This is a genomic window from Shouchella lonarensis (assembly GCF_900096965.1).
Classification (GTDB): Bacteria; Bacillota; Bacilli; order Bacillales; family Bacillaceae_D; genus Shouchella; species Shouchella lonarensis.
The window spans coordinates 147,185-171,308 of the sequence record NZ_FMYM01000005.1 but is presented as its reverse complement, the minus strand read 5'-3'; the positions used below and the strand labels follow the sequence as shown (position 1 = coordinate 171,308).

24 protein-coding genes are annotated in these 24,124 nt (G+C 41.6%); 4 read left to right on the top strand and 20 right to left on the bottom strand.

The genetic code is table 11. The features are described 5' to 3' along the window. Positions 1-117: 117 nt before the first annotated feature. From ypeB to BLT29_RS06745, 16 genes are all read right to left on the bottom strand, one after another. Positions 118-1,494: a germination protein YpeB gene (ypeB, locus tag BLT29_RS06815; protein WP_090775562.1), complete on the bottom strand. Its 1,377-nt coding sequence runs from the start codon at positions 1,492-1,494 to the stop codon at positions 118-120. Between the two features lie 14 nt (positions 1,495-1,508). Continuing rightward, positions 1,509-2,315 carry a spore cortex-lytic enzyme gene (gene sleB, locus BLT29_RS06810; protein ID WP_090775561.1) on the bottom strand — a complete coding sequence of 269 codons (807 nt, stop codon included), beginning with the start codon at positions 2,313-2,315 and terminating at the stop codon, positions 1,509-1,511. 126 nt (positions 2,316-2,441) lie between these two features. Then, positions 2,442-3,173 carry a type I 3-dehydroquinate dehydratase gene (aroD, locus tag BLT29_RS06805; protein WP_090775560.1) on the bottom strand — a complete coding sequence of 244 codons (732 nt, stop codon included), beginning with the start codon at positions 3,171-3,173 and terminating at the stop codon, positions 2,442-2,444. Between the two features lie 71 nt (positions 3,174-3,244). Beyond that, positions 3,245-3,409: a hypothetical protein gene (locus BLT29_RS13335; RefSeq protein ID WP_176763843.1), complete on the bottom strand. Its 165-nt coding sequence runs from the start codon at positions 3,407-3,409 to the stop codon at positions 3,245-3,247. A gap of 84 nt (positions 3,410-3,493) precedes the next feature. Further along, the gene (locus tag BLT29_RS06800; RefSeq protein WP_090775559.1) at positions 3,494-4,132 is read right to left on the bottom strand and encodes a PrsW family glutamic-type intramembrane protease; all 639 of its coding nucleotides are present in this window, start codon (positions 4,130-4,132) and stop codon (positions 3,494-3,496) included. A gap of 169 nt (positions 4,133-4,301) precedes the next feature. Next, positions 4,302-5,264: an asparaginase gene (locus tag BLT29_RS06795; RefSeq protein WP_176763842.1), complete on the bottom strand. Its 963-nt coding sequence runs from the start codon at positions 5,262-5,264 to the stop codon at positions 4,302-4,304. Between the two features lie 87 nt (positions 5,265-5,351). Further along, positions 5,352-6,338: a YpdA family putative bacillithiol disulfide reductase gene (locus tag BLT29_RS06790; protein ID WP_090775557.1), complete on the bottom strand. Its 987-nt coding sequence runs from the start codon at positions 6,336-6,338 to the stop codon at positions 5,352-5,354. A gap of 258 nt (positions 6,339-6,596) precedes the next feature. Beyond that, on the bottom strand, positions 6,597-7,859 hold the full coding sequence (locus BLT29_RS06785; RefSeq protein WP_090775556.1) for a Glu/Leu/Phe/Val family dehydrogenase: 1,263 nt from the start codon (positions 7,857-7,859) through the stop codon (positions 6,597-6,599). A gap of 121 nt (positions 7,860-7,980) precedes the next feature. After that, entirely contained in the window at positions 7,981-9,012 is a 1,032-nt protein-coding gene (locus tag BLT29_RS06780) for a LolA family protein (protein WP_090775555.1), read from the bottom strand. After that, positions 9,009-10,451, bottom strand: coding sequence for a sensor histidine kinase (locus tag BLT29_RS06775; RefSeq protein ID WP_090775554.1), 1,443 nt, complete (start codon positions 10,449-10,451; stop codon positions 9,009-9,011). Before BLT29_RS06775 ends, BLT29_RS06780 begins: the two co-directional genes overlap by 4 nt. Further along, positions 10,448-11,152, bottom strand: a complete 705-nt coding sequence (locus BLT29_RS06770; RefSeq protein ID WP_090775553.1) for a response regulator transcription factor — start codon at positions 11,150-11,152, stop codon at positions 10,448-10,450. The genes BLT29_RS06775 and BLT29_RS06770 overlap by 4 nt, the downstream gene beginning before the upstream one ends. A gap of 82 nt (positions 11,153-11,234) precedes the next feature. Beyond that, entirely contained in the window at positions 11,235-11,846 is a 612-nt protein-coding gene (locus BLT29_RS06765; RefSeq protein WP_090775552.1) for a genetic competence negative regulator, read from the bottom strand. 580 nt (positions 11,847-12,426) lie between these two features. Then, entirely contained in the window at positions 12,427-13,110 is a 684-nt protein-coding gene (locus BLT29_RS06760; protein WP_090775551.1) for an ABC transporter permease, read from the bottom strand. Then, positions 13,110-14,039 (bottom strand): osmoprotectant ABC transporter substrate-binding protein, encoded by a 930-nt coding sequence (locus tag BLT29_RS06755; RefSeq protein ID WP_090775550.1) that lies wholly within the window; start codon positions 14,037-14,039, stop codon positions 13,110-13,112. Before BLT29_RS06755 ends, BLT29_RS06760 begins: the two co-directional genes overlap by 1 nt. 13 nt (positions 14,040-14,052) lie before the next feature. Continuing rightward, complete coding sequence (locus tag BLT29_RS06750; protein WP_090775627.1) at positions 14,053-14,667, bottom strand: ABC transporter permease; 615 nt, start codon at positions 14,665-14,667, stop codon at positions 14,053-14,055. Positions 14,668-14,706: 39 nt separating this feature from the next. After that, positions 14,707-15,867: a betaine/proline/choline family ABC transporter ATP-binding protein gene (locus BLT29_RS06745; protein WP_090775549.1), complete on the bottom strand. Its 1,161-nt coding sequence runs from the start codon at positions 15,865-15,867 to the stop codon at positions 14,707-14,709. 270 nt (positions 15,868-16,137) lie between these two features. On the opposite strand from BLT29_RS06745, the gene BLT29_RS06740 reads away from it, so the two are divergent. Next, positions 16,138-16,773, top strand: coding sequence for a TVP38/TMEM64 family protein (locus tag BLT29_RS06740; RefSeq protein WP_090775548.1), 636 nt, complete (start codon positions 16,138-16,140; stop codon positions 16,771-16,773). Between the two features lie 25 nt (positions 16,774-16,798). On the opposite strand, the gene BLT29_RS06735 is transcribed toward BLT29_RS06740, so the two are convergent. Next, the gene (locus BLT29_RS06735) at positions 16,799-17,746 is read right to left on the bottom strand and encodes an IS30 family transposase (protein WP_090775547.1); all 948 of its coding nucleotides are present in this window, start codon (positions 17,744-17,746) and stop codon (positions 16,799-16,801) included. Between the two features lie 166 nt (positions 17,747-17,912). Continuing rightward, on the bottom strand, positions 17,913-19,763 hold the full coding sequence (asnB, locus tag BLT29_RS06730) for an asparagine synthase (glutamine-hydrolyzing) (protein ID WP_090775546.1): 1,851 nt from the start codon (positions 19,761-19,763) through the stop codon (positions 17,913-17,915). A gap of 174 nt (positions 19,764-19,937) precedes the next feature. Here asnB and BLT29_RS06725 point away from each other — a divergent pair, with 174 nt between their 5' ends. Next, positions 19,938-20,735 (top strand): ion transporter, encoded by a 798-nt coding sequence (locus BLT29_RS06725; protein ID WP_090775545.1) that lies wholly within the window; start codon positions 19,938-19,940, stop codon positions 20,733-20,735. Positions 20,736-20,782: 47 nt separating this feature from the next. Here BLT29_RS06725 and BLT29_RS06720 read toward each other — a convergent pair whose 3' ends face one another. Further along, positions 20,783-21,079, bottom strand: a complete 297-nt coding sequence (locus tag BLT29_RS06720) for a hypothetical protein (protein ID WP_090775544.1) — start codon at positions 21,077-21,079, stop codon at positions 20,783-20,785. Positions 21,080-21,270: 191 nt separating this feature from the next. On the opposite strand from BLT29_RS06720, the gene BLT29_RS06715 reads away from it, so the two are divergent. Together BLT29_RS06715 and BLT29_RS06710 are read left to right on the top strand one after the other, a co-directional pair. Continuing rightward, positions 21,271-22,080, top strand: a complete 810-nt coding sequence (locus BLT29_RS06715) for a divergent polysaccharide deacetylase family protein (protein ID WP_090775543.1) — start codon at positions 21,271-21,273, stop codon at positions 22,078-22,080. Further along, on the top strand, positions 22,077-23,849 hold the full coding sequence (locus tag BLT29_RS06710) for a S8 family peptidase (RefSeq protein WP_090775542.1): 1,773 nt from the start codon (positions 22,077-22,079) through the stop codon (positions 23,847-23,849). Before BLT29_RS06715 ends, BLT29_RS06710 begins: the two co-directional genes overlap by 4 nt. A 28-nt stretch (positions 23,850-23,877) precedes the next feature. On the opposite strand, the gene BLT29_RS06705 is transcribed toward BLT29_RS06710, so the two are convergent. After that, complete coding sequence (locus tag BLT29_RS06705; protein WP_090775541.1) at positions 23,878-24,120, bottom strand: hypothetical protein; 243 nt, start codon at positions 24,118-24,120, stop codon at positions 23,878-23,880. Between the last annotated feature and the right edge of the window lie 4 nt (positions 24,121-24,124).

Here is a 24,124-nt window from a genome sequence, read left to right as displayed (position 1 = left end):
GCTTCAGATTTCAATCCTTACTCACCATACTTACACACAGAAAACCGACATGAGGCTACTTTCTTTATTATCCCATCATTTGACCAAATTTCAAGCCCTCGATAAAAAAAGCTCTCCTTATCGGAGAACTTCCTTTATCTCATGATCTTTTGGTTGATATGGCGCTTCAGGGCGATCCATCCGCTCCACTTTTTCTTCCTCACCCGTCTGTGCGTTAATAAAAATCCGGTACGTATCCCTATCAATCGTCCCATAAAATACATAAGTAAGCACTTCTTCTTTACGGTCATTTTCAATCACAGCCATATGACTCTCCATCACATCGACACGTGGATTTAATTTTTCTTGAGCTGCTTCCTTTGACCATATCGGTGTTGGTATGATTCGAGTGGCGTCATGATAAATGATGTGACCTCTTCCAACGTATGAAAAAATTCCACCATCATCTAGCGCTACCTCAACAATGACTGTATCTGGATAAATACGCACCTCGTCTTGCACGCTTGTGAACGTGAATACACCGATATGACCATACTGTGCACTATCTAGTAAACGCATAGATGATTTACCCGTTCTTGTTAAAAATTCTTCTGCTTTTTGCTCCGCCTCATACAAACCAATATTTGTTTGGGTCACTTGTCGATCTTGCATAAACCAAATAGGCTCGCCACCTTCAACACTCATATCCATATGATATCGCACATGATTTTGAGGATCTTCTAGCACAAGTGAATACGCTGGATACTTAAGCGCCTTCGCAGAATCACTTATTTTTATCTCTGCTTCTTCATCTAGTTGAACATAAAGACGCGCCTTTTCTTTCGCTTCTTCCTTACTCACTTTCGGACGTCCTGCAAGGGCATCTTTTAATTCACCGTTCAAATTGCGAATGGCTGCATCCGTTGCCCCCCACTCGACTTCACTAAATCCTTGCACAGAAGCATTCACTTTTTCAAACGCATTTTGCCCCGCAGCTGCAGTTGGTTCATCTCTTTTCGATTCATCAAGTGCAAGCCACTTCATATCTTGCCCCATCATCATCGCCTGCGTCTCTCGCAAAGATGAACGAATTGTTCCTGCTTGTGTATAAAGCTTTTGTAATGTTTCATACTCTTGTGGTGTCAACGGCTGTTTTTCAAGGTCACGGACGGCTGTACGATAAGAAAAGTCGCCGACTTTAAACAAATACTCCTCCGACTGTTCTAAATCTGTTCCTTGTAATGGCAAATCGGCGAGACTTTTTTGCGCCAGACTTGTCACTCGCCAAACATCCGCAAGGGTAGGAGATAACTGCCGCTCACTATTCATCGCTAATACACTACCAAGCTCATCTTCAATTTGGTCAATGTGATAAGCAAGGTCATGCATGGCACGCTGATACGTATTTTCATGCGCAATTGCTAATCGATCTTTATCAACTTTTTGTAGATAACCCCAATAACCGATACAAACGACCATAACCACCAACAAAGAGATGGCAATATTACGAAACATCTGTCCAACTCCTTCTAGGAACAAAAAATGTGCTTACCGATACGTTTAATTTGTGGACGTGTCCAAATCCAACCTGATGTTGCGGTATCAGGGTTAAAATAATAAAGTGCATTATTTGATGGGTCTTGCCCATTGATTGCATCCAATACCGCCCTGCGCGCTGTCTCGTCCGGTTGTAAATTAATTTGTCCATCCGCCACTGCTGTAAATGCACGTTCCTCATAAATTACACCCGCTACGGTATTCGGGAATGTCGCCGAGTTCACACGGTTAATGATCACAGCCGCCACCGCTACTTGCCCCTCATAAGGCTCTCCACGCGCCTCACCATAAACAGCCTGCGCCATTAACTGAATATCATTTTCTGAATAACCTGCTGGAACAGGTTGTGCTTTGGCGATCGTCGTATCTTTTTGTCCCCCACCTTGCGACTGTGTACCGTCTTTCTTTTGGATTTCCTTAGGTGTACCACCATAATGCGTAAACGATTGTCCCTCATTTAATGCTTGCATGACAAAATCGCGGTCATAGTTTGTCGACGAGACAAGACGATCTTTCATTTGCGCACCTACAAGCCCATCCACTTCTAATCCGTAATCTTCTTGGTAATTTCGCACAGCCCAATATGTCGTCCAACCAAATACACCATCAATATTGCCATTGTAAAAACCAATATATTGCAGACGAGCTTGGAGTTCAACTACGTCGTCACCTGTTGCTCCTCGTTGGATGATTTGTTCACTAAAAGCTTCAGCTGACTCATTAGGGACAAACATCAGATACATACAAGCAATGAAACAAAGAAAACGTGTACGCGCCATGCTCTTCCTCCTTCATTCCGCAAACAAAAATGATGCAAACTTTATTTTCATCAGTAGTTTGTTATTCACTCATCATTTTTATGCATAGAAACATCGCATCACTGCGTACAAGTACAATTGAAGAGCTTATTCATCCGCTAACATTTGATATAGACGATAAACATCTGCAACCGGTAACTGTCCAGGGGCAGAACAACGTTGTCCGGACGCAAATGTTGCACAAGAGCCAAAAACGTGCCCCCCTATCCGGCTAAAACGTCCTAAATGTCCCATCGCCATCGTCATCAAAGGAACATCATTCGCACGCGACAACAAATATGTCGTTTCCCACAATCGAAGGACCTCTTCTGGTGTTGTCGCTGTCACCGCCAATTTCACTACATCAGCCCCTAAGTCGACTGCGCGTTTGACATAATGACCTATCCACTCCCTATCAGGCGTACCCACAAAATCATGATGCGACACAATGACAAATACACCTTTCTGATGTGCTTGTGTAACTAATTCTCTTATTTTCTCTACAGGATAGGACTGTTCAAGATCAATGAAATCAATTCCATCTTCCTGCAACACATGTTCATATAAATGAAAACACGCGTCCTCATGTTCCCTTGTTTGTTCACGATATGTAAAAATGAGCGGTATTTCTTTTATTTCTTGACGCAACAACCTCAATGTTTCCGTTATCGCTTCCATATCATCCTTATCACGATATTGATCGACACGCCACTCTAATATATCTATTTTCTTCAACGGTAATGACCGTATTTCTTCTAGCAGTAACGCCCATGTCTCGCTCATTAAAGACACACAAATATTTTTTTCACCGGGCGCTAAAGTCACGTGCCTTATTCTCATTCTATATCCTCTCCCATCTATCCCTTACAAACAGTGCCGTTCCACTCCCTAGAGCAAAACGGCACTGTTGTTTATTCTGGTGACACTTCAATGTTCAATTGCTCTTCATTCCCACAGATACACTGTTTAAATCCAGTCTCATACTCGCCTTCTTCATTGCGTTTGCCACGTAAAATATACTTTTCTCCACAAGCTGGGCAACGAATGATCACACGATATCGATTTGACGTTGTCACTAAAATCCCCCTTTTGAGCCATTCTCTGGTAAGGCAAAACAATGATCTAGCTGCCCCACCGCTCACTTTATCCAACAAACCTCGCTATATTTGTAAATGATGCGTCTTTTTTAGCTTCGAATATGCTAAAAAAAGAAGTAAGATCATAAACGGACCTATGACAAATAAGAAATATTCCTCAAATGCCATTAAAATAAAATCATACATCCCGTGGAGAAACACCGGAATGAATAGCGCCCATTGAAAGTAAAAAAACTTTTTCTTCTGACCGATTGCATTGACCATATAATAACCCATAATAATGCCGTAAATTGTATGAGACGCCACCGGAAAGAACATTCTCGGCAACACTAACTCAGGACCACTTGCTATCAAATATAGTCCATTTTCAACCGTCGCAAAACCTAAAGCTAGAGATACACTTAACAAGATACCGTCACGCGGGTGTTTTAAATAACTTTGCTGATAACCAAAAATAAATAACATCAGCCATTTTAACCCTTCTTCAATGAAACCGTAAAGAAAAAAGCTCTTGGAGAGTATGCCAGTAAAAACGTTTTCTACTTCAAAAGCATATTGTAAAACAGCGACCGGGAATACCAACAAAGCACCAATGACAAAAATACGAATAACCGGAAACATATTATACGTAACATCCCGTAAATACATATAACACCATAACGAAACGACTGGTGCCATTACTGTCGTCATAAAAGCAAGCATAGGAGGCTTCCCCGCTCTCTATGTACGAGAGATGTGATACCACTTATGAAACATTCTGTAAATCACATACGCCCGAAGACAATTCATCATTACACACCATTTTTCATAATGACTTGTATAGTATACGATGCATATAGGAATGGGCGCAAGCAATAACACCTTTGCACTCTTACATATGGAATCCTTTTGCTACAGACATATGTGCGGCAAGCAATACCATCATCTTAATTCGTGCCTTTTTACTATCATAATCCCCTCCAAGCACAACCCCTATTTTTGCTAAATGGTGTGCGCTTCCTTCGTACTCATATGTTGGATAAACTTTTCCTTCTTCAGATGAAGTTGTCATTACGACAGGTTTGCCTGCTGCGATTGCTTCTTCAATTGGTGCTACGAGTGCTGGTGGTACTTGACCTCGACCGACTCCTTCTAATACAAGACCATCTACTGTTTGCAACATCGCTTGCAATGTGTGTGTGCGCATGCCTAAGTATACTTTTGCAATGCCAATTTCCGGCAGACAATTTGCCTTCAAAGAAAAATATGCCCGCTTGATCGGTTTTTGATACGTGAAAATGACATCGTTATCAATAATACCTAGGTATCCAAAACCAAATGCGTTAAAACCTTGAATATTAGAGGCATGCTCCTTCTTCACATAACGAGCCGCAAAGATGCGTTCGTTAAAGACGACCGCTGCACCTATGCCGCGCAAATCATGTTCGGACGCTGCATAAATCGCATGTCGCAAATTCAAAACAGCATCGGTCCCGACTTGTTCCGGTCCCCGTTGTGAACCAGTCACAATAATTGGACGCTCATCTCGATTTGTCAAGTCAAGAAAATAGGCTGTTTCCTCCAGTGTATCTGTTCCATGTGTTACAACGACACCATCAACTGTCTCGTCCTGAAACACACACGCGATTTCTTTTTTTAACAACAGCCAATCCTCAACTGTTATATGTACACTTGGCTTCTGTAATATGGACCGAACTGTCACGTGAATATCTTCAGGCAGTTGACAAATAGCCGTCAACTGTTCTCCGGTCAACTCACCTGCAACGAGTTTGCCACCTTCATTCATCGTACTAGCTATCGTTCCACCAGTCGTAAATAACACCACTCTCCGCACGGACAGTCACTCCATTCAGATGTAACGTTCAATTGCCGGAGGTCAAAACGGCGACTGAACTGCATATTTTCTTCCTTAAATCTAATTTCACTCTGTTTTCCGGTTTCCAGATTCCAATTCATGGATTGCAGCTGCAATCAAATGACCGTGTAACCGCCCATTTTCAATAAAAATCTCGTTTGCATTGTTTCCTGCAGCAATAACGCCAGCAATGTAAATATTATCCACATTCGTTTCCATCGTTTCCGGATCAAACAATGGTCGTCCCGTTGCTTCGTCTACTTCTACACCAAGGGTACGCAAAAACATATGATCAGGGCGATAACCTGTCATCGCAAAAACAAAATTAGCAGAAACACTTTCTTTCTCCCCGTTCACCTCGTAATATACCTTATCAGATGTGATTTTATTAACAGTGGCTTGAAACACCACTGTCACTTGTCCATTTCTTACTAGCGCTTCAAGCTCAGGTAAGATCCAAGGCTTAATGCTAGCTGAATAATCTTCTCCACGGTAAAGCATTGTCACTCGAGCCCCTGCCTTTTCCAACTCTAATACTGCATCAACAGCAGAGTTTTTGCCACCAATCACAACCACATCTTGACGGAAATAAGGATGCGCCTCTTTAAAATAATGAAATACATGTGGACTGTCTTCTCCTGGGATCTCCATTAAATTCGGACGGTCATAATAACCCGTGGCTACAATCACGTATTTTGTGACGTATGATGCTTTTGATGTTGTCACTTGAAATTTGTGAGCCGATAATTTGGAGACAGCTTGCACTTGTTCATATGTGTGCACACATAGCCCTTTCCGAGCAACCACTTGTCGATAATAAACAAGCGCTTGATTCCGCCGTGGTTTTCGTTGTTCAATAATAAACGGGACATCACCAATCTCCAACCGTTCACTTGTACTAAAAAATGTTTGATGGGTTGGATAATGGTAAATCGCATTTGCCACATTTCCTTTTTCAATGACGATAACAGATAAACCTTGTTCTTGACAAGCAATCGCTGCTGCTAATCCACATGGCCCGCCACCAATCACAACGACTTCTACGTCATACATACAGTCACCTCCTGTTCCAGAATACAGAGATCCGTCACCAGAAGTCAGAACCGTAACCACTCAAAACTGCGAATATGCCTTCACACTTGTTTCCGACCTCTGGAACCGTGAAGCCCCTGCCCAAGTCAACCACTTGGACAAGGGCTTTCCAATCCAGAATATAGCATTTCTCTGTCATAGGCAAGACCGATCGTATTTTAAAAAGCCTTTTCTATGGAATAAGCTTTCAGTCCGAACTCCGGATTCTAATCTCCGACTTCACACCCATCCCCGGAAACGAGAAGCCTCCGCCATTCGCCTGACACCAATCATGTACGCAGCTAACCTCATGTCCACTTTCCGGCGTACAGACAAATCATAAATATTTTCAAACGCTTCCACAAGTACCGTGCGCAACTTGCCTTCTACTTCTTCATCTGTCCAATAATATCCTTGGTTGTTTTGAACCCATTCAAAATATGAGACCGTCACACCCCCCGCACTTGCCAGTACATCAGGGACAAGCAGCACGCCACGTTCAGATAAGATTTTCGTTGCCTCCAGCGTCGTTGGCCCGTTTGCAGCTTCAACCACAATGGATGCCTTAATATTTGCTGCATTACGCGACGTAATTTGATTTTCAATTGCCGCTGGGACGAGAATGTCACATTCTTTTTCAAGTAGTTCTTCATTCGTGATGGTATCCTTGAACAATTTTGTCACTGTTCCAAAGCTATCTCGTCGATCAAGTAAATAATCTATATCTAAGCCATCCTCATCATACAAAGCCCCATAAGCATCAGAAATACCTACAACACGCGTGCCAGCATCTGCCATAAATTTTGCCAAGAAACTACCCGCGTTGCCAAAACCTTGAATAATGACCTTTGCTCCGGTCATGTCAATGCCTTTTTTCTTCGCAGCTTCCATCATGCAAATCGTTACACCTTTTGCCGTCGCCGACTCACGACCATGAGATCCCCCTAAAACAAGTGGTTTTCCTGTAATAAAGTTCGGTGAGTCAAATTCACGAATGCGGCTATACTCATCTAACATCCAAGCCATAATTTGTGAATTTGTGAGTACATCCGGCGCAGGAATGTCTTTTGTCGGTCCAACAATTTGACTGATCGCGCGTACGTAACCGCGACTTAAACGCTCTACTTCACGAAAAGACATATGACGCGGATCACATACAATCCCGCCTTTCCCACCACCATATGGCAGATTGACAATGCCTGCTTTCAAGCTCATCCAAATTGACAGCGCCTTCACTTCTTTTTCTGTCACTTGAGGATGGAAGCGAACGCCACCTTTCGTCGGTCCAACAGCATCATTATGTTGCGCCCGGTAACCTGTAAAGATTTTCGTTGAGCCATCATCCATACGCACCGGGATACGTACGGTCATCATCCGAATCGGTTCTTTTAATAGTTCATACATTTCTTCTGGGTAACCTAACTTACTCAGCGCCTTATGTATGATTGATTGTGTCGAAGAAAGCACGTCGAGTTTGTCGACTTTACTTTTGTCTTCATCCATGTTCTTTTTCACCTCTGAAAGTGTCTCCGTCGCTTTTTTTGCGGCAAAGTTTTATTATCATCTCTATCATAAAGAAAGATGATCAAATTTGCCACTATTTTTTTAGGAAATCGACAAATTTCTAGTCTGACTCCACCTCAAGCACCGTCATTGATTCAATTACGCGAATCGCATCGTCTCGAGCCCAATCTTGTTGTGTAAACAAATCATAACGCAAATCATTTTCTATCCAAACTGCTTGATGAGCTGATGGTTCCCAACTCATTCTAATCATTACATCACGTGCTGTTTCTTCCGAGTAAATCTCAGGTTCCCATTGAACCCTGTGTAAATTCCGGTCTACTTCGAAAACGAACTCCCTATCCCCATCATCAACATAATTGACAACAACGGAGTCTTCTGAACCTACTCCTTTGTATTTAATAAAAGTGCCGACTATCTCCCAATTATTTAATTCATGGTCCGGTAACCAAACTGGCTGATCAAAAAAATCTGGAATTTCTTCCAAAGGAATATATTCTTTTGCGACCAATTGTTCTAATCCACTGGTGTCACCTAACTCAAAATCACTATCAGTAACATTCACATCTAAGCGTAGAAACTTGGTAGTCATTTCATATGCCTCAAACTCATTTTCAATGACTTCACGTAAAATAATGAATGTTTCTTTATCTACCCAATATTCAGCTCGCATATCCCCTTCTTCTTTTGGTTCAAAAATAAGGTGATGGACATCGCGTTCTAAATATTTTTCACCGTTTGTTACTTCCATCGTATGTGTATCCGCTAATTGATCTATCGTCGTTGTCAACCTTTTTAGTGGCAAGTGTTTTGTATTACTACCATCACTTTCTTTTTCAATGATCGTTTTTCCCTCATAATCAAGTTCATACATTGTATCGCCACGATAAATATGGCTTTGTGTAGGAATACTTCCCATATAAAAATCCTGACGCATATCCCCGTTCGTATTCACAAGTATCTTTTCCGTGAAACCTTCGTCGTGAAACGTTTCCGCCTCGTATGCAACTGGCTGCTCTTCTCCCTCCAACGCTTCACGTATAATGTCTTCTGGTTTTACAAGTGCAGCCTCACACCCCGCTAATAACGTTCCAATCATTAAACTAATAACAGACACCCACATTTTCCTCATACAAAATCCTCCCTTAAAATGGTACACGGTAACATAAAATAAAACGTACTTCCACCTGCTACTGTAGATTTCACACCAATCTCACCGCCATGTTGTTCGACAAGTTCTTTACATATTGCAAGACCTAGTCCAATACCCGTTCCAGGCGTTTGCTGGCGTGCTGTTTCTACTTGATAAAATGAATCAAATAAGTGTTTTTGCGCATCAAGTGGGATGCCTTTTCCTTCATCTTCCACAAAAAAATACAACCCTTCTTTTTTCTCCGAAAGATATGTAGGCAACGCTTCACGTTGATTTGTCGCACAAAGTTTAATTACCCCACCTCTCGAGGAATAGCGCACCGCATTTGTTACTAAATTATCAATGACTTGAACTAAACGATCAACATCTGCATACAATTCACATGGCGTAATGAAAAAACTTATTTCAAATCTAAATTCTGCCCACTGCTCTTTGTAACCATCAAACAATACTTCCGCCAGTTCTTCCCCATCGACGAGCTTTTCGGAAAGAGAAAAGCTTGTGGATTTAATTTGTGAATAAACGAGTAAATCATCAACAAGTCGCTGCATATGTGTCGTCTTAGCTAAAATGACATCTGCATAAGCTTCACGTTGTTCGTCGTGAACGAGCATCCCTTCTGCATAAGCGCGTATCGATGTTAATGGGGTACGTAAATCATGTGAGATGGCACCAATAAATCGACGCTGATTTTCTTCAGCCTTTTTTTGTTGCTCAGAAGCGATCTTTAACCTCGCGCTCATCGTGGTAAAATCGTGCATGAGTTGCGCTACTTCTGTGCGTGTACGACGACGTTTTGGCTTAGATATGACCTTTTGCTTCCGGAATCCAATTTCCTCCATCTCCTGTTGCATCAGTGCAAAAGGACGCAACATATTTCTTTTAAACCAATATTGAACAAAAAATAACGTCGCTGCCACAACTAATAAGAAAAAGGCTGCAGAGATAAGGTATACTTCCAATGTATCCTTTTTAATACTCTGTTGATGGAAGCGGAGCTCGAAGAACCCAACAATTTCATCCTCATGAAAAATAGGTTCTTTATACACTTGTGTTGTGTTGTCTGAATGGAACTTGTATAAATCACGCATCATACGTTGCGGGGTAAAATGTCGTTGCTGTTTTTGTGACGTGTCAGAGTCATAAATTAACGTACGGTCTTTGCTATATAATGCAATATCCATGTCTTCCTTTTTTTTATCATGAATAAAAGACATGCTTTTTTCTTTATCCAAGAACACACTTGGAAAGCGGCTTAACGCTTTCCCTACACTCTTAGCAGTAATCATGGAGGACATCAATGTGTCCGACTGATCATCAATCAATTTTTCTACTTGCAACGAAAATAAAAATGTGGCGAAGAAAGGAATGACTGCCATAAGTAATAGCAACATATTTAGCTGCCCACGTAACTTCATTTTTTCTCATGTCCTATAAATTTGTACCCTACTCCCCACACAGTCTCAATATACTTTGGACGCCTTTTCCCATCGCTCACTTTATGACGAATGTTTTTAATATGTACCGTCACCGTTCGTATGTCCACGCTGTCTTCATGCCAAATATGTTGATACAACGCTTCTTTTGTAAATGTCTTCCCTGGATTTTCAGCCAAATACAAAAACAACTCGTATTCCTTTAATGTGAAAGACAAAGGTTGTCCATTAACTAAAACACGACAACCCCTGCGATCAATTGTTATATCTGCAAAAGAAAGTGGTGCCTCATTTTTAAAATTGGGCATACTTGTATTAGAAGAATGATGATGACGACGCAATTGCGCTTTCACACGTGCAAGCAACTCTAATGGACTAAATGGTTTTGTAACATAATCGTCTACCCCAAGATCAAAACTATGCAACTTGTCAAAATCACCTTGCTTTGCGCTCACAACAATAATTGGGACATTTGAATGTGCGCGAAAACGGCTACATAACGTAAAACCATCCATGTATGGCAACATCAAATCAACGATGACAAGTTGCACACACTCATCTAAGAAAGTGTGATAACCTTTTAATCCATCATCACACCAAATAACAGATAGTCCTTCTCGTCGTAAATACTCTTGTATAATTCCTGCAATAGCCGAATCATCTTCAATAAGTAAAACTGACATACGTATCCCCCACTAAACAACGATGTTTTTAAGATATATTTTCGAATGTAATTACAAGCATTAAAAGATGTTCGCTCGTGTACTATTTCTTTCCGTGAAAGTAATGGTACACTTGTGCCATTGCACGTTCCTCCATTAAAATTTTGCCATATTCCTCGACGCGGTGAAAAGATATTGTGGAAGGATCACCGAATTCGGCTAACATCGCAATCAACGCCGCTTCGATCGTTTCATTCATCGCTTCAGTAACAAATTTTAAAAAAAATCGATTGTTAAATGTATATAATCGTCCACCTGTCATACCAATTGCTGTTAAGCGTGCCGCCAATCCAATCACATCTTCCATTGAAGAGAACTCATAAAAAATTTCATCTGTTTCATCCACTGTCACTTGCATTTCAATATAGCCACTGTCAAAGTCATCCGCATCGTCAAACATAAACTCATCGGAATAACCTTCTTTTGAAATAATAAATACCATTCCTTGGGCTGGCATTGCAAATACTTCAACAGCGATTGGACCATCAATTTTAAATCCGAGCTCATCATCAGCTTCCATCATCATATCACGAAACAAGTCATGTACTTTAGGGACATCTTGCCATAAGTCCTCCTTTGTAATTCCTCGTTCATTCATATCATCATAGGTTAAAAAAACCTTGAACTTGTCATTTGCCAAGCGCTCTAATCGCATGCCTTCCCCTCCTTCTCTTGGGTGTACCAATCATTGGCATTGACTTTCTCATCACATGCACACAATGCCTGGTGTCATCAGGTCTATTCAGAATGCATTTCATACGATACGGTATGTAGCAAGGCGCAAGATGGTTCATCATGTTAGCCCTTTTTTCCGTGTGGCTTTCGCCCTTTTTAATGCCCATTTCATTATGTTTTCTCTCGCCTATATGCTAAGTTGTAGGTGAATATGTAAAAAAGCCACTTCCTCATGAACAATGTAATGATTCATCATTAGTATTCCTTGCATTGTTACACCGTATCCAATTCAACACGACCAGTGATCGGCACGTATGCTAAAAGTGATTCTTTAGCGAACAGTAACTAAACAGGTTGTCCAACAAAAAAGTTCCTTAAATTATGCTTTTTATGCAGACGAGTTTAGTTTCATTTATAACAACATCATATCATATTTTTCTCGCAAATGTTTAGTCGTTGTTGCGTTTATTTTGTGCCTACTCGTCAACAAAATTGTCCAAAGGGGCTACAATACGTAACCACTTTGGACAATAAACATTTCTACATTCACCTTTTCTTTTTTAGCGCCCGGCTTGACCTGCTTGCAAACGTTTCACAGGTGAGAATTTACGTTCTAATCCTCCTAAAACAATATCAGCCATGACCGCCATCAATGCTGTTGGAATTGCTCCTGCTAAAACAATTGACATCCCGTCACTTGCATTTGTACCACGAACAATAATGTCACCTAAGCCACCCGCACCAATAAATGTGCCAATTGCAGTGATACCAATCGCGACCACAAGCGCCGTTCGCAACCCTGCCAAAATAACAGAAAATGACAGTGGTAATTGTACCATCCATAATACTTGACGCTTCGTCATGCCCATCGCTGTCCCATTTTCTAACAGCACTTCATCGACATTTTTTATCCCTGTATACGTATTACGTAAGATCGGTAACAACGAATATAAGAACAACGCAATGACAACTGTATTCGCCCCGAGACCGAAAAAAAGGAGCAGTACAGACAACAATGCCAGTGCAGGAATCGTTTGGATGACATTCGTGATCGAAAACACAATTGAACTAAGCACTTTTTTCCGAGCCATGTAAACCCCTAAAGGAATCGCAACAATTGCTGCAAACAACACACCATAACCAGCCATTAAAAAATGCTGCACAAATTGCGACCATATATAATCATAATTCTGTCCATAATACGCGATTAGCTCTTGCCACTTCGTTACCAGCTCTTGCCACATTACGATTCTCCCCCTTCCTCGTCACGGAAATAATTATGTGCCTGTAAAAATTCTTCGGCGACAGTCGCGGGTTCTTTCAAATTTGCGTCCGCCTCATAGTTCATTTGTTGCATTTCGGCAACGGAAATCTTCCCAGACAAACGACCAAGCACATCTTCCAACTCTGGATATTGCGCTAACAATTCTTTGTCGACTACCGTTGATGCATCATAAGGGGGAAAGAATTGCTTGTCGTCTTCTAAAATGCGTAAATCATATGCAGCAATTCTGCCATCCGTGGAATACGCTAACACCGCATCTCTTCTCCCACTTGCAACCGCATCATATACAAGACCAATTTGCATTGGACTAACATTGCTATCATTAAAAGAAAAACCATACACTTCTTGGAAACCTCCGTAACCATCGCCATCTCTATCTAGCCATGATGTGTCCACACCAACTGTAATGTCATCTGCAACCTTTTTTAAATCTGAAATCGTCTCCAGTCCGTGTTCTTCCCCAAAATCTTCACGAACAGCAAAAGCATACGTGTTTGCAAAACCATATGAGTCAAACCATTGATGGTTGTAGCGCTTATCTAGCTCTTCTTGCACAACACGAAGTGCTTCTTCTGGGTCCATAATTGCGTCCATCCCTAAAACACTCGCGATATCTGTACCTGTATAACGCATTGATGAGATATTAATGTCACCACTGACCATCGCTTGATGTGCAACCACTGAGGTCCCAAGATTATTCATAATTGAAACCGGGATATCTGTATATTCTTCAATCATTAAGCGATTCATATGTGATAAGATCATTGCTTCTGTACTTATTACCGAACCGATACGTACACCGTCCTCGCCTGTACCACTTAAGCCAGGGAGCGTGCAGCCACTTAGCAGTGCTGTTGCAAATACCAACGTACATAATCTTTTTTTCATGACGCTTCTCCCCCTAAGTTGTTCTTTCTTGGCGAATGCCTTTTGGTGTCACACGACGCTCCAATTTTCCTAACACATAATCAATCAACACAGCAAGCACTGTTATCGGAATTGCACCCGCCAATATTAAATCCATTCGATATAAATTTAACCCACTGAACACAAATTCCCCTAAACCACCGCCGCCAACAAATGCAGCAAGGGTTGTCCAACCAATTAAATATACAGCACAAACACGCACACCGGCCATCATCACTGGTACGGCTAGTGGAAGTTCGATCTTCCGAATACGCTGCCAACCGGTCATGCCCATTCCTTTCCCAGACTCAATCAGGTTTGCATCTACATCTCTTACCCCTGTATACGTGTTACGTAAGATTGGCAATAACGAGTACAAGAATAATGCAACAATTGCGGCCCCTTTCCCTGCCCCAAAAATCGGAATGAATATAGCGAGAATTGCTAAACTAGGAACTGTTTGCAATATGCTTGCAAATCCAATGACGAGATTTGCAACTTTTGGCACTCTCGTTAAAATTACTGCGAGAGGGACGGCCACAATGATGCCAAGCGCCAATGCCGCCAGGAAAATATATAAGTGTTCCCACGTTGCATCGAGTAAGTTCATACCATGTTCAACAAAAAAATCTCGAAGATCACCCACGCTCTACACCTCCCTCGTTGCTGCAACAAGGTTTTCAGCCATGTCCTCTTGCCCCCAGATGGCATCGTATACCATATCCACAAGAGACGCACGTGTCACAATCCCGACTAATTGCTGCGATTGATTGACAACAGGTGCGTATTTTAAACCACGCTTCAAGATTTTATGAATCGTGTCCCGCAACAACGCGCTTTCCTCTACACTATAAAAGTCTGTCATCATCACGTCATCAACGCACGCTGCATGGTGACGATGCCTATCAATCATTTCAACATCAATATACCCTTTTAATTGTTGATGGTCGTCCACAATTAGTAGCGAATCTACACGTCTTTCTTTCATTCGTGTCATGGCCGCTTGTAACGTACTTCCAAGCGCAATATGAACCGGTTCACGGCTCATGATTTGGCGAACCGTTTGCACATTTGGCTGTGCTTGTAGTAGTCGATCTTTTCCAATGAATTCTTGAACAAATTCGTTAGCTGGTGCACGTAAAATATTTTCTGGTGTATCAAATTGGACGAGTTTTCCATCTTTCATAATGGCAATCCGATCTGCCAACTTAATTGCCTCATCCATATCATGCGTAACAAAAATAATTGTTTTATCTAGCGATTGCTGCAAACGCTTAAATTCTTCTTGAAGCGTATCACGGGTAATTGGATCGAGCGCCCCAAATGGCTCATCCATTAAAATAAGTGGTGGATCAGCTGCGAGTGCCCGAAGCACACCAATACGTTGCTGCTGTCCCCCACTTAGTTCATTTGGATAACGCGTCAAGAAACTTTCATCCATATCGACAAGTTGCAACAATTCACGAGCTCGTGCTTTCTTCTTCTGTTCTGGCCACCCAAGTAGCTTTGGCACCACAACAATATTTTCTTCAATCGTCATATGCGGGAATAACCCAATTTGTTGAATGACATAGCCAATTTTACGACGTAGTGTGACTGGGTCTTGCGCCATGACATCTTTTCCGTCCACAAGAATGGTTCCAGCTGTCGGTTCGTGCAAACGATTAACCATTTTCATCGTTGTCGTCTTCCCACAACCGCTCGGACCGATAATACAAACAAATTCTCCTTTTTTCACGTTCAGAGAAAGTGATGAAACAGCTGTCTTCCCACCACCGTATCCCTTTGTTACTTCTTTAAATGTTAACACTGATTGTCCACCTCCAGCATGATGTTTCCATTATAAAGCAAAGAAGTCACAATCCAAAGTCGGCAATTGAGACATATTTTAGGTTATATCGTCCTAAGCGTAGGTTTGTAAACGTTTTTACAGGGCGTTCGTTCTTTCACTTTCTTTTTCGACATAATCCTCACTCATCTGTTTAAGGGTGTACCTAAACAATTTTCCTTTCCTTATGGGAGAAGATATGTTATATTGTCACAGAAATTATATCAACCATTGACACGTGGGGGCCTTACTATGATAAAAAAAGGGCTTGTCCTCCTCGTCTTTATGAGCTTAGCCTTCATTGTGTTCACTCAAGGGGAGAACATGGTCGGGTGGCTTAGACAAGGCGGATCACAGTCTTACATCCTTACAACCACATTCGCTACTTTACTTGCACTGTTTCCGATCATTCCTTACCCAATTATTGGTGGGGTCATTGGCGCAGTTTTTGGCCCAATCATTGGTAGCTTACTTACATGGATTGGCTCTTCACTCGCGTCCATCATCATGTTTACATTTATCCGTTACGCCTACCAAGACTGGGGAGAACGTTTGCTTCATCGTTATCAAATGACAGCAAAAGTGACGGCACTATTTGAGAAAAATGCTTTTATGACCATTTTTATTACCCGCCTCATCCCAATTGTTCCTTCTATTCTTGTTAATGCTTATGCTGCACTAAGCCGCGTATCTGGACCTGTTTATATCATCGCTTCGTCACTTGGCAAAATACCAGCAATGATTCTTTTTGCCACAGTCGGCAATACCATTGTGCAAAATCCAGCTGGATTGTTCATCGTCGCTTTATTTTACGGGGTATTTTTGCTTATTGTATATGGCTCCTTTACTGCATGGAAACGCTTTTTGTCTCATGGTGAAAAGGCGTAATGTGCGTTTTTCATTCGAGGGTTTGTCAAATTAAGTGCAACACTTCCTCCTGAAACACTTCGTGTGTAGTTTTCCATTTTAAACATTTTCTTGGTCTATGATTGATTAGCGACAGTGCAAATTCTAGTTCTTCACCAGAAACAGTAGCGAAATCCGTTTTCTTAGGGAAAAACTCTCTTAATAACCCATTGGCATTTTCATTACTGCCACGTTGCCACGAAGAGTAAGGATCAGCAAAGTACAGCTGAATATCCGTATCTTGTTCAATGGAGCTATAACAGGCAAATTCTTTCCCTCTGTCAACCGTTGCGGTTTGAAAAGCGCCAGCAGGCAACTGTTCGTTTAATGTTCGAATCGCTTTTTCCATGGATGAGGAGGTGCGATCCGAAATTTTAAAGGCAATGTACCATCTAGTTTTACGTTCAACAAATGTAGCAAGACACGCTTTACTTTTCCCACGACTGGAAACAACACTATCCAGTTCCCAATGACCAAAAGTCTCCCGCTTTCTAATTTCTTTAGGTCGTTGTGAAATAGATGTTCCAATATTAAAGCGCCCTCTTTTTTCTAGTGGTTTTTGCCGTTTTCCCTTGTGGCGAAGAAAGGATAAATCTTGATTCACTAACAGACCTTGATAAATCCAACGATAGATGGTTTTAAAGCTGATGGTCCCTTGAAATAATCGTCCTACAATTTGTTCGGGCGACCAAGTTTGTTTCAACTTCTCATTTATGATCTCAGCTAATTCACAGGACCATTTACCAATACGTCCGCAACGTAATCTACGCTTGTGATAGTTCTCTTGAGCACTTTCAGGCTGATAGAACTTCTCTTCCGAGTTCCGTTTCAGTTCTCTAGAAATGGTAGAAGGTGAGCGGTTAAGCTTTTTAGCAATCGCACGAATAGACTGCCCCTGGCTATAAAACGTTTCTATACGTGCTCTTTCAAATGTGGTAAGATGTTGGTAGCTCATAGCATCCTCCGTGTGTGTGTTTGTTTGGTTACCTACATTTTACACGAAGCTGTTATGGGCTGTTTTATTTTAGCCACGTTTTTAGGTGTTGCACTTAATATTACAATCCGTCATTCTTAAAAACATACAACGCCACTGAAAGATCTTTCAGTGGCGTTGTATGTTACTATGTGCTTTCAATTTTGATGTTATATGCTTTTAACCAATAATCCATCTGTACAAAGTGTGCCAGTAACTGCGGTCCTGCCATTAATTGACCAAAATAAGGGTTTCCTGTATCAAATCCCCCTTTTTTTGCGAGCTTCCTAAGCTTTTCTCTATCAATAAACGTAAACAGCGGTGCATCTTTTTGCGCTAGTACTTTATTTAATCCGTCCTTCACTGCCTTTGTGTATGCAGGATGATACGTTTTAGGGTACGGGCTTTTCTTACGGTAAAGCACTTCTTTTGGCAACAACCCTTCCAACGCCTCTCGCAAAATCCCTTTTTCTCGTTTGTCAAGTGTTTTCATTTCCCAGGGAATGTTCCAAACATATTCGACAAGCCGATGATCTGAGAAGGGCACACGTACTTCCAATGAAGCACCCATACTCATTCTGTCTTTACGATCCAATAGATTTGTCATAAACCACATCATATTTAAATAAGAAACTTCTCTTCGCCGTGCTTCCTCTTTTGAATCACCTTTGAAACGAGGTGTGTCTTGCACCGTTTCCTTGTACCGATCATATACATACGTCTTTAAATCAAGCCTTTTTTTCCAATCATTGTTTAATAAATCAATGCGTTCATCAATTGAACGCATCCAAGGGAAACCATCGGCATACAATAAATCTTTTTGATGGAACCAAGGGTAGCCACCAAAGATTTCGTCCGCACATTCGCCAGATAGTCCCACGGTAACTTCTTGCTTAATTTCTTTACAAAACCATAAAAGTGACGCATCTACATCAGCCATACCAGGAAGATCACGCATATGCACTGCCTCTTCCAACATATGAGCCAATTTTGCGTTATCCATTATACAATGACGATGGTTCGTGCGACAATGCGCAACAACTTTGTCAACCCACGCTGAATCTGCATTCGGCTGAAACGCATTTACCTTGAAATACTTTTCATTTCCTTCGTAATCAATGGAATAACTATGAATAGGTCCTCTCCCTTGTTTTTGATACACATTTGCAGCAATTGCCGTTAACGCACTAGAATCAATTCCCCCAGAAAGAAACATCCCTACTGGTACATCTGCAAACAATTGTCGTTCCACAATGTCTTCTAATAATTCGCGGATGTGCGCTGCCGTTTCGGCCGTTGTGTGTATGTGCGGTTTGCTACGCAAGTGCCAATACTTACTAATGGTTGCACCATTTCGGTCATAAACAGCGTAATGTCCCGGTCGCAATTCAGAAATTCCTTTAAAGATGCCATGTCCCGGTGTACGCGATGGTGCCAACCCCATCACATCTGCTAAACCATTCCGATCCAAAACAGCGTGCACTTCGCGATGAGCAAGAAGCGCCTTTAACTCAGATGCGAACATAAAACAACCGTGGCGGATCGTATAAAACAGTGGCTTGACACCTAAACGGTCGCGCGCAAGAAATAAACTCTCATTTGTGTCATTCCAAACCGCAAAAGAGAAAATCCCATTTAATTTTTCTAAGCATTGATATCCCCACTCAATATACGCTTTTAGTAATACTTCAGTGTCTGAATGACCCGAAAATGTGTGTCCATATGTGTGTAATTGCTCCCGTAGTTCTTCTGTATTATATAGCTCACCGTTATAAACAATCGTATATTCTTTTTCATAAACAACACTTGTCATAGGTTGTGCCCCACCGACCGGATCTACTACGACTAAACGTGCGTGCCCAAACGCAGCATGGTCTGATGTCCATACATTTAGCGCATCCGGACCGCGTCGATTTAATGTCGCGGCCATTTGCTTTACTTGTTCTTGTTCTGACCGTAAATTTGTTCTCCAATCAATCCATCCTGTAATGCCACACACCTTTTCCACCCACCTTTCCCAAATACCACGATTAAAGCCAATACGATGATCTCTGCATTATGTTATTCACAGAAAATCTAAAAGTGACTTTTTTTCAATCGTTTTCCTTTCCATCAAGCACATTTCCTGATACGATAAGTTAGCAACAGATTGAAATTAAAGGAGAGACAGTGAGTGTTTAGATCTAAATTAGCTGAAATTGTCAGTCATCGATGGTTCCAAAGCACAGTTATTATTCTCATTCTTTTTAATGCCATTTTAGTCGGCATTGAAACGTACGATCGCGTCTATGCGGACCATAAATTATTCTTTTATTATGCAGATCGCGTGTTACTCTGGTTATTTACAATTGAAATCTTTATGCGATTACTTTCAAGTAAACCCCTTTCCTTTTTGAAAAGTGGTTGGAACTGGTTTGATACGATCATCGTGTTGGCAGGACATTTGTTTACGGGCGGTCATTTTATTACTGTACTACGTATTTTACGGGTTTTACGTGTATTGCGTACTGTATCTGTCATTCCTTCACTACGCAAGCTTGTTGATGCCTTAATTATGACCATTCCCTCACTCGCAAACATCTTCGTTTTAATGGGATTGCTCTTTTATATCTTTTCAGTCATTGGCACATTTTCTTTTAGTGATATTTCTCCTGAATATTTCGGTAATTTACAGCGTTCAGCATTAACCTTGTTTCAAGTCGTCACGCTAGAATCTTGGGCAAGCGGCGTCATGCGTCCAGTTATGGCGGACAGCCCGTGGGCATGGTTTTACTTTGTTTCCTTTGTGCTACTCGGCACGTTTATTATCTTTAACTTATTTATCGGTGTCATCGTTGGCAATGTTGAAAAGGCCAATGCAGAAGAGTTAGAAGAAGGAGATCATCCTGCAAGTAAGCGTGATGTGCAAGCATTGAAAGAACAACTCACTGAACTAAGAAGGTTGCTCGCCGAACAAAAGAAATCATCCTAATTATGACAAGTAGAAGTCAGAGGCGCACGCCGCTGACTTTTTTTGCTTCATTCACTTATAAACCACGAAAACCACAATGGACCACTAGTCTTTTTAAAAGCCAACGACGTGCACACTGACTCTTCTTTGAAATCTTTCGCTACGGCATCCTTGTATGTCGTCTCGCCAATATTGTTTGTAAACCCAGCATCATCAAAACAATCCGGGGCACTATATCGCTTGAGTGTAAAGTCAACAATGACACGTGCATCTTCATCTGGTCCATGCTCTACTTGAATAATAAATCCCATGATAATAATGACAATACTTGCAGCTACACCAATCAACCAACGATATCGCTTCACTTTTATACTCCCTCCACATAAAAACATCACCTCATTAGTGTACCCATATTTATTGCAACGAAGCAAGACCTTGCCTCATGACATTTTTATAACATTTTTCTCGCACGCCATTTGTAAACAGTTTCCTTTCTCATATACACATGGATCATCTTTTACCGGCTCACACTATTGTAAGGAAAGGAGATGATGACATGTGCAGATCCTCATACAAAAAAAGTCTCATTGTTGTTTCAGTATTCTTATGGTTCTCCTTAAGCTTCTCAAACGTGGCTACTGCGCACAAAGCAGCCATTATCATTGATGATTTCGGTGGAGATGTAGGCGGTGTGGAGCAGTTTTTAAACGCAACATTCCCTGTTACGGCTGCCATTATGCCGTTTCAAGATTACTCAATTGCCCAAGACAAGCAAGCCTTTGATGCAGGTCTAGAAGTAATTATTCATATGCCCATGGAACCAAAGAAGGGAAAACGTTCTTGGCTTGGACCAAAAGCGATTACGACGGACTTATCCAACTCAGAAATTATGCATTTGCTCGAAGAAGCGCTTGAGCGTGTTCCGCATGCGAGGGGCTTAAACAATCACATGGGTTCCAAAGCAATGGAAGACGAGCGCATTGTTCGATGTGTTGTCAGTTTTGCTAAAGACCATCATTTATACCTCATTGACAGTGGCACAACCGCTCGCTCAGTTCTCCCAACTGTTGCAACAGAGGAAGGTGTCCCATTTCTCGTCCGTAATATCTTTTTGGACGACACACTTGCCAATCGTCATCATGTTTATCAAAAAATGCAACAGTTTATTCAGATTGCTCAAAAAGAACACACGGCCATTGCCATTGGACATGTTGGCGTGAAAGGCGAAGAAACATATGCAGGAATCACACAAGCTTTACCTAACCTAAAGAAACAAGGGATTGAGCTTGTCTATCCATCGGAATGGCTCACACCTAAATTTGACACTGACTTATATCGTATCACTAAAAAAGGAGCCCGACCATGAGATTGAAAGGATGTTTGACTGTACTTGTAATTTTGTTTTTTGTACAAGCGTGTGCACCCCAAACAGGACCGATTGAACAAAAAGGTGCCTTGTCAATGACTGCAGAAAAACGAAAAAGTTACGTACCTTTAGCAGCAAAAAACCGGTTGATGGCGCAAGACTTGGCGCGGACAACGACCCTTTTTGTCTCTTCTCTTTCACAACAGTTAGAGCGATGGGGAGAGACGAAGGATCTCACTTTAAAAGGTGATTTTCAGCTTGAATTAACCCGACATCCTTACATTGAAGGTTTTGCCATGCTCAATCAAGACGAAACACCACGTATTACAGCGGGATCACTATCAACGATAGATAAAGCTAAGCTGACCCACCACAATCAAGGTCAACACTACTCTGATCCTTACGACGTGAACGGTGAAAAACGTCTCCTACTTGCCAAAGATTGTGAAGATGGACGCCTCTTGATAGGAGAAGTAAACCTCTCTTTTATTCAGTCTTACTTAACAGATGTTGCTTCCATTGCCGACAGCAATGGCACCTTTTTTATTGCAGGTGAAGATCCAGACGTTCAGTTTGACACAATGAAAGATGTTCCAGATGGTTTAAAAGGAGAGACAGTTCCCGGGCTTGGTTGGAATATTTATGTGCAATCAAAAGAAGAAACAAAAGAATCACCCTTTCATCCTTCACAAGCTGTCGTAAAACTCGCACGTGGAATAGAAATCACAACTTGGCTTGCGGACCATTCTCAGTACAAACTTATTTCTGCCAATGACCCTTATTTTGTTTTACAGCAAGATGGAAAAGAGGTCACTCGAATAATTGAAGATCTCCGGCAGCAACAAGATATTTCTTTTGCTGAACCAAACTACGCTTTTGTTAATCAAGTGCTTACACAGCCAGAAAATATTCGTCCTAATGATGAATTTTTTAAGCCACACCAATGGAATTTACCTCAAATTGAAAGCGAAGAAGGCTGGGCTTTTTCCAATGGCAAAAATACCACCATCGCCATTATAGACACAGGTGTTGACCCAAGGCACCCTGACTTACGCGGGAAATTGGTTGATGGCTACAACGCGATCCATGATAACAGTGACTTTCATGATGAAAATGGACATGGTACACACGTCGCCGGTATTGCTGCAGCAATGACAAATAATGTTGAAGGGATCGCTGGCGTATCATGGGAAAGCAAAATAATGCCAATCAAAGCACTTGACGCCGATGGGGAGGGCTCTTCTTACTCCGTTGCCCGTGCAATTTACTGGGCGGTTGATCACGGGGCAGATATCATTAACTTAAGCCTTGGCGACTATGAACAAGCCAATATTTTATACGAAGCAATACAGTACGCTTATGCAAATGATATTGTTTTAATTAGTGCTTCAGGAAACGACAATGACGATGCCCTCATGTATCCAGCTGCTTATCCTGAAGTCATTACAGTTGCTGCAGTGGACGAGAATCGCAATCGGGCTTTTTTCTCTAACTATGGGACGCATGTTGACGTTGCTGCCCCGGGAGAACATATTGCTAGTACGTACCTTGATCAACAATATGTCGTTTTATCTGGAACATCCATGGCTGCGCCGCACGTCGCTGGTCTTGCCGCATTAGTGCGATCTGCTCAGCCAACATTAACAAACGCAGAAGTAGGCGAACTCATTATGAAAATGGCCGATTCCTCTGGACGTAGTGCACACGATATGTATTACGGATTTGGGGAAATTAACGTAAAAGAAACGCTCCGTTCCATTCAAGATTAACCCTGTGAAAGAAAGGCACATCCTTCACTTAAGGACGTGCCTCTTTTTTAAATGGGAGAATGATGGCAGGCTCCCGTTGAATATACTGACATGTATAGCCTTCTGATTCTCTTTTTAAAAATGTTTTTTTCGATATTGGGCGCGGGGATGACCACGCAACGGACGTTAAATTCATCCAACAATCATGTGTAATATACTCCTGCTTGTAGTAATATGTATGCCCATTTGTAAACTGTTCACATATATATTTTACCGTTTGCTTTGAGTGCATGAGA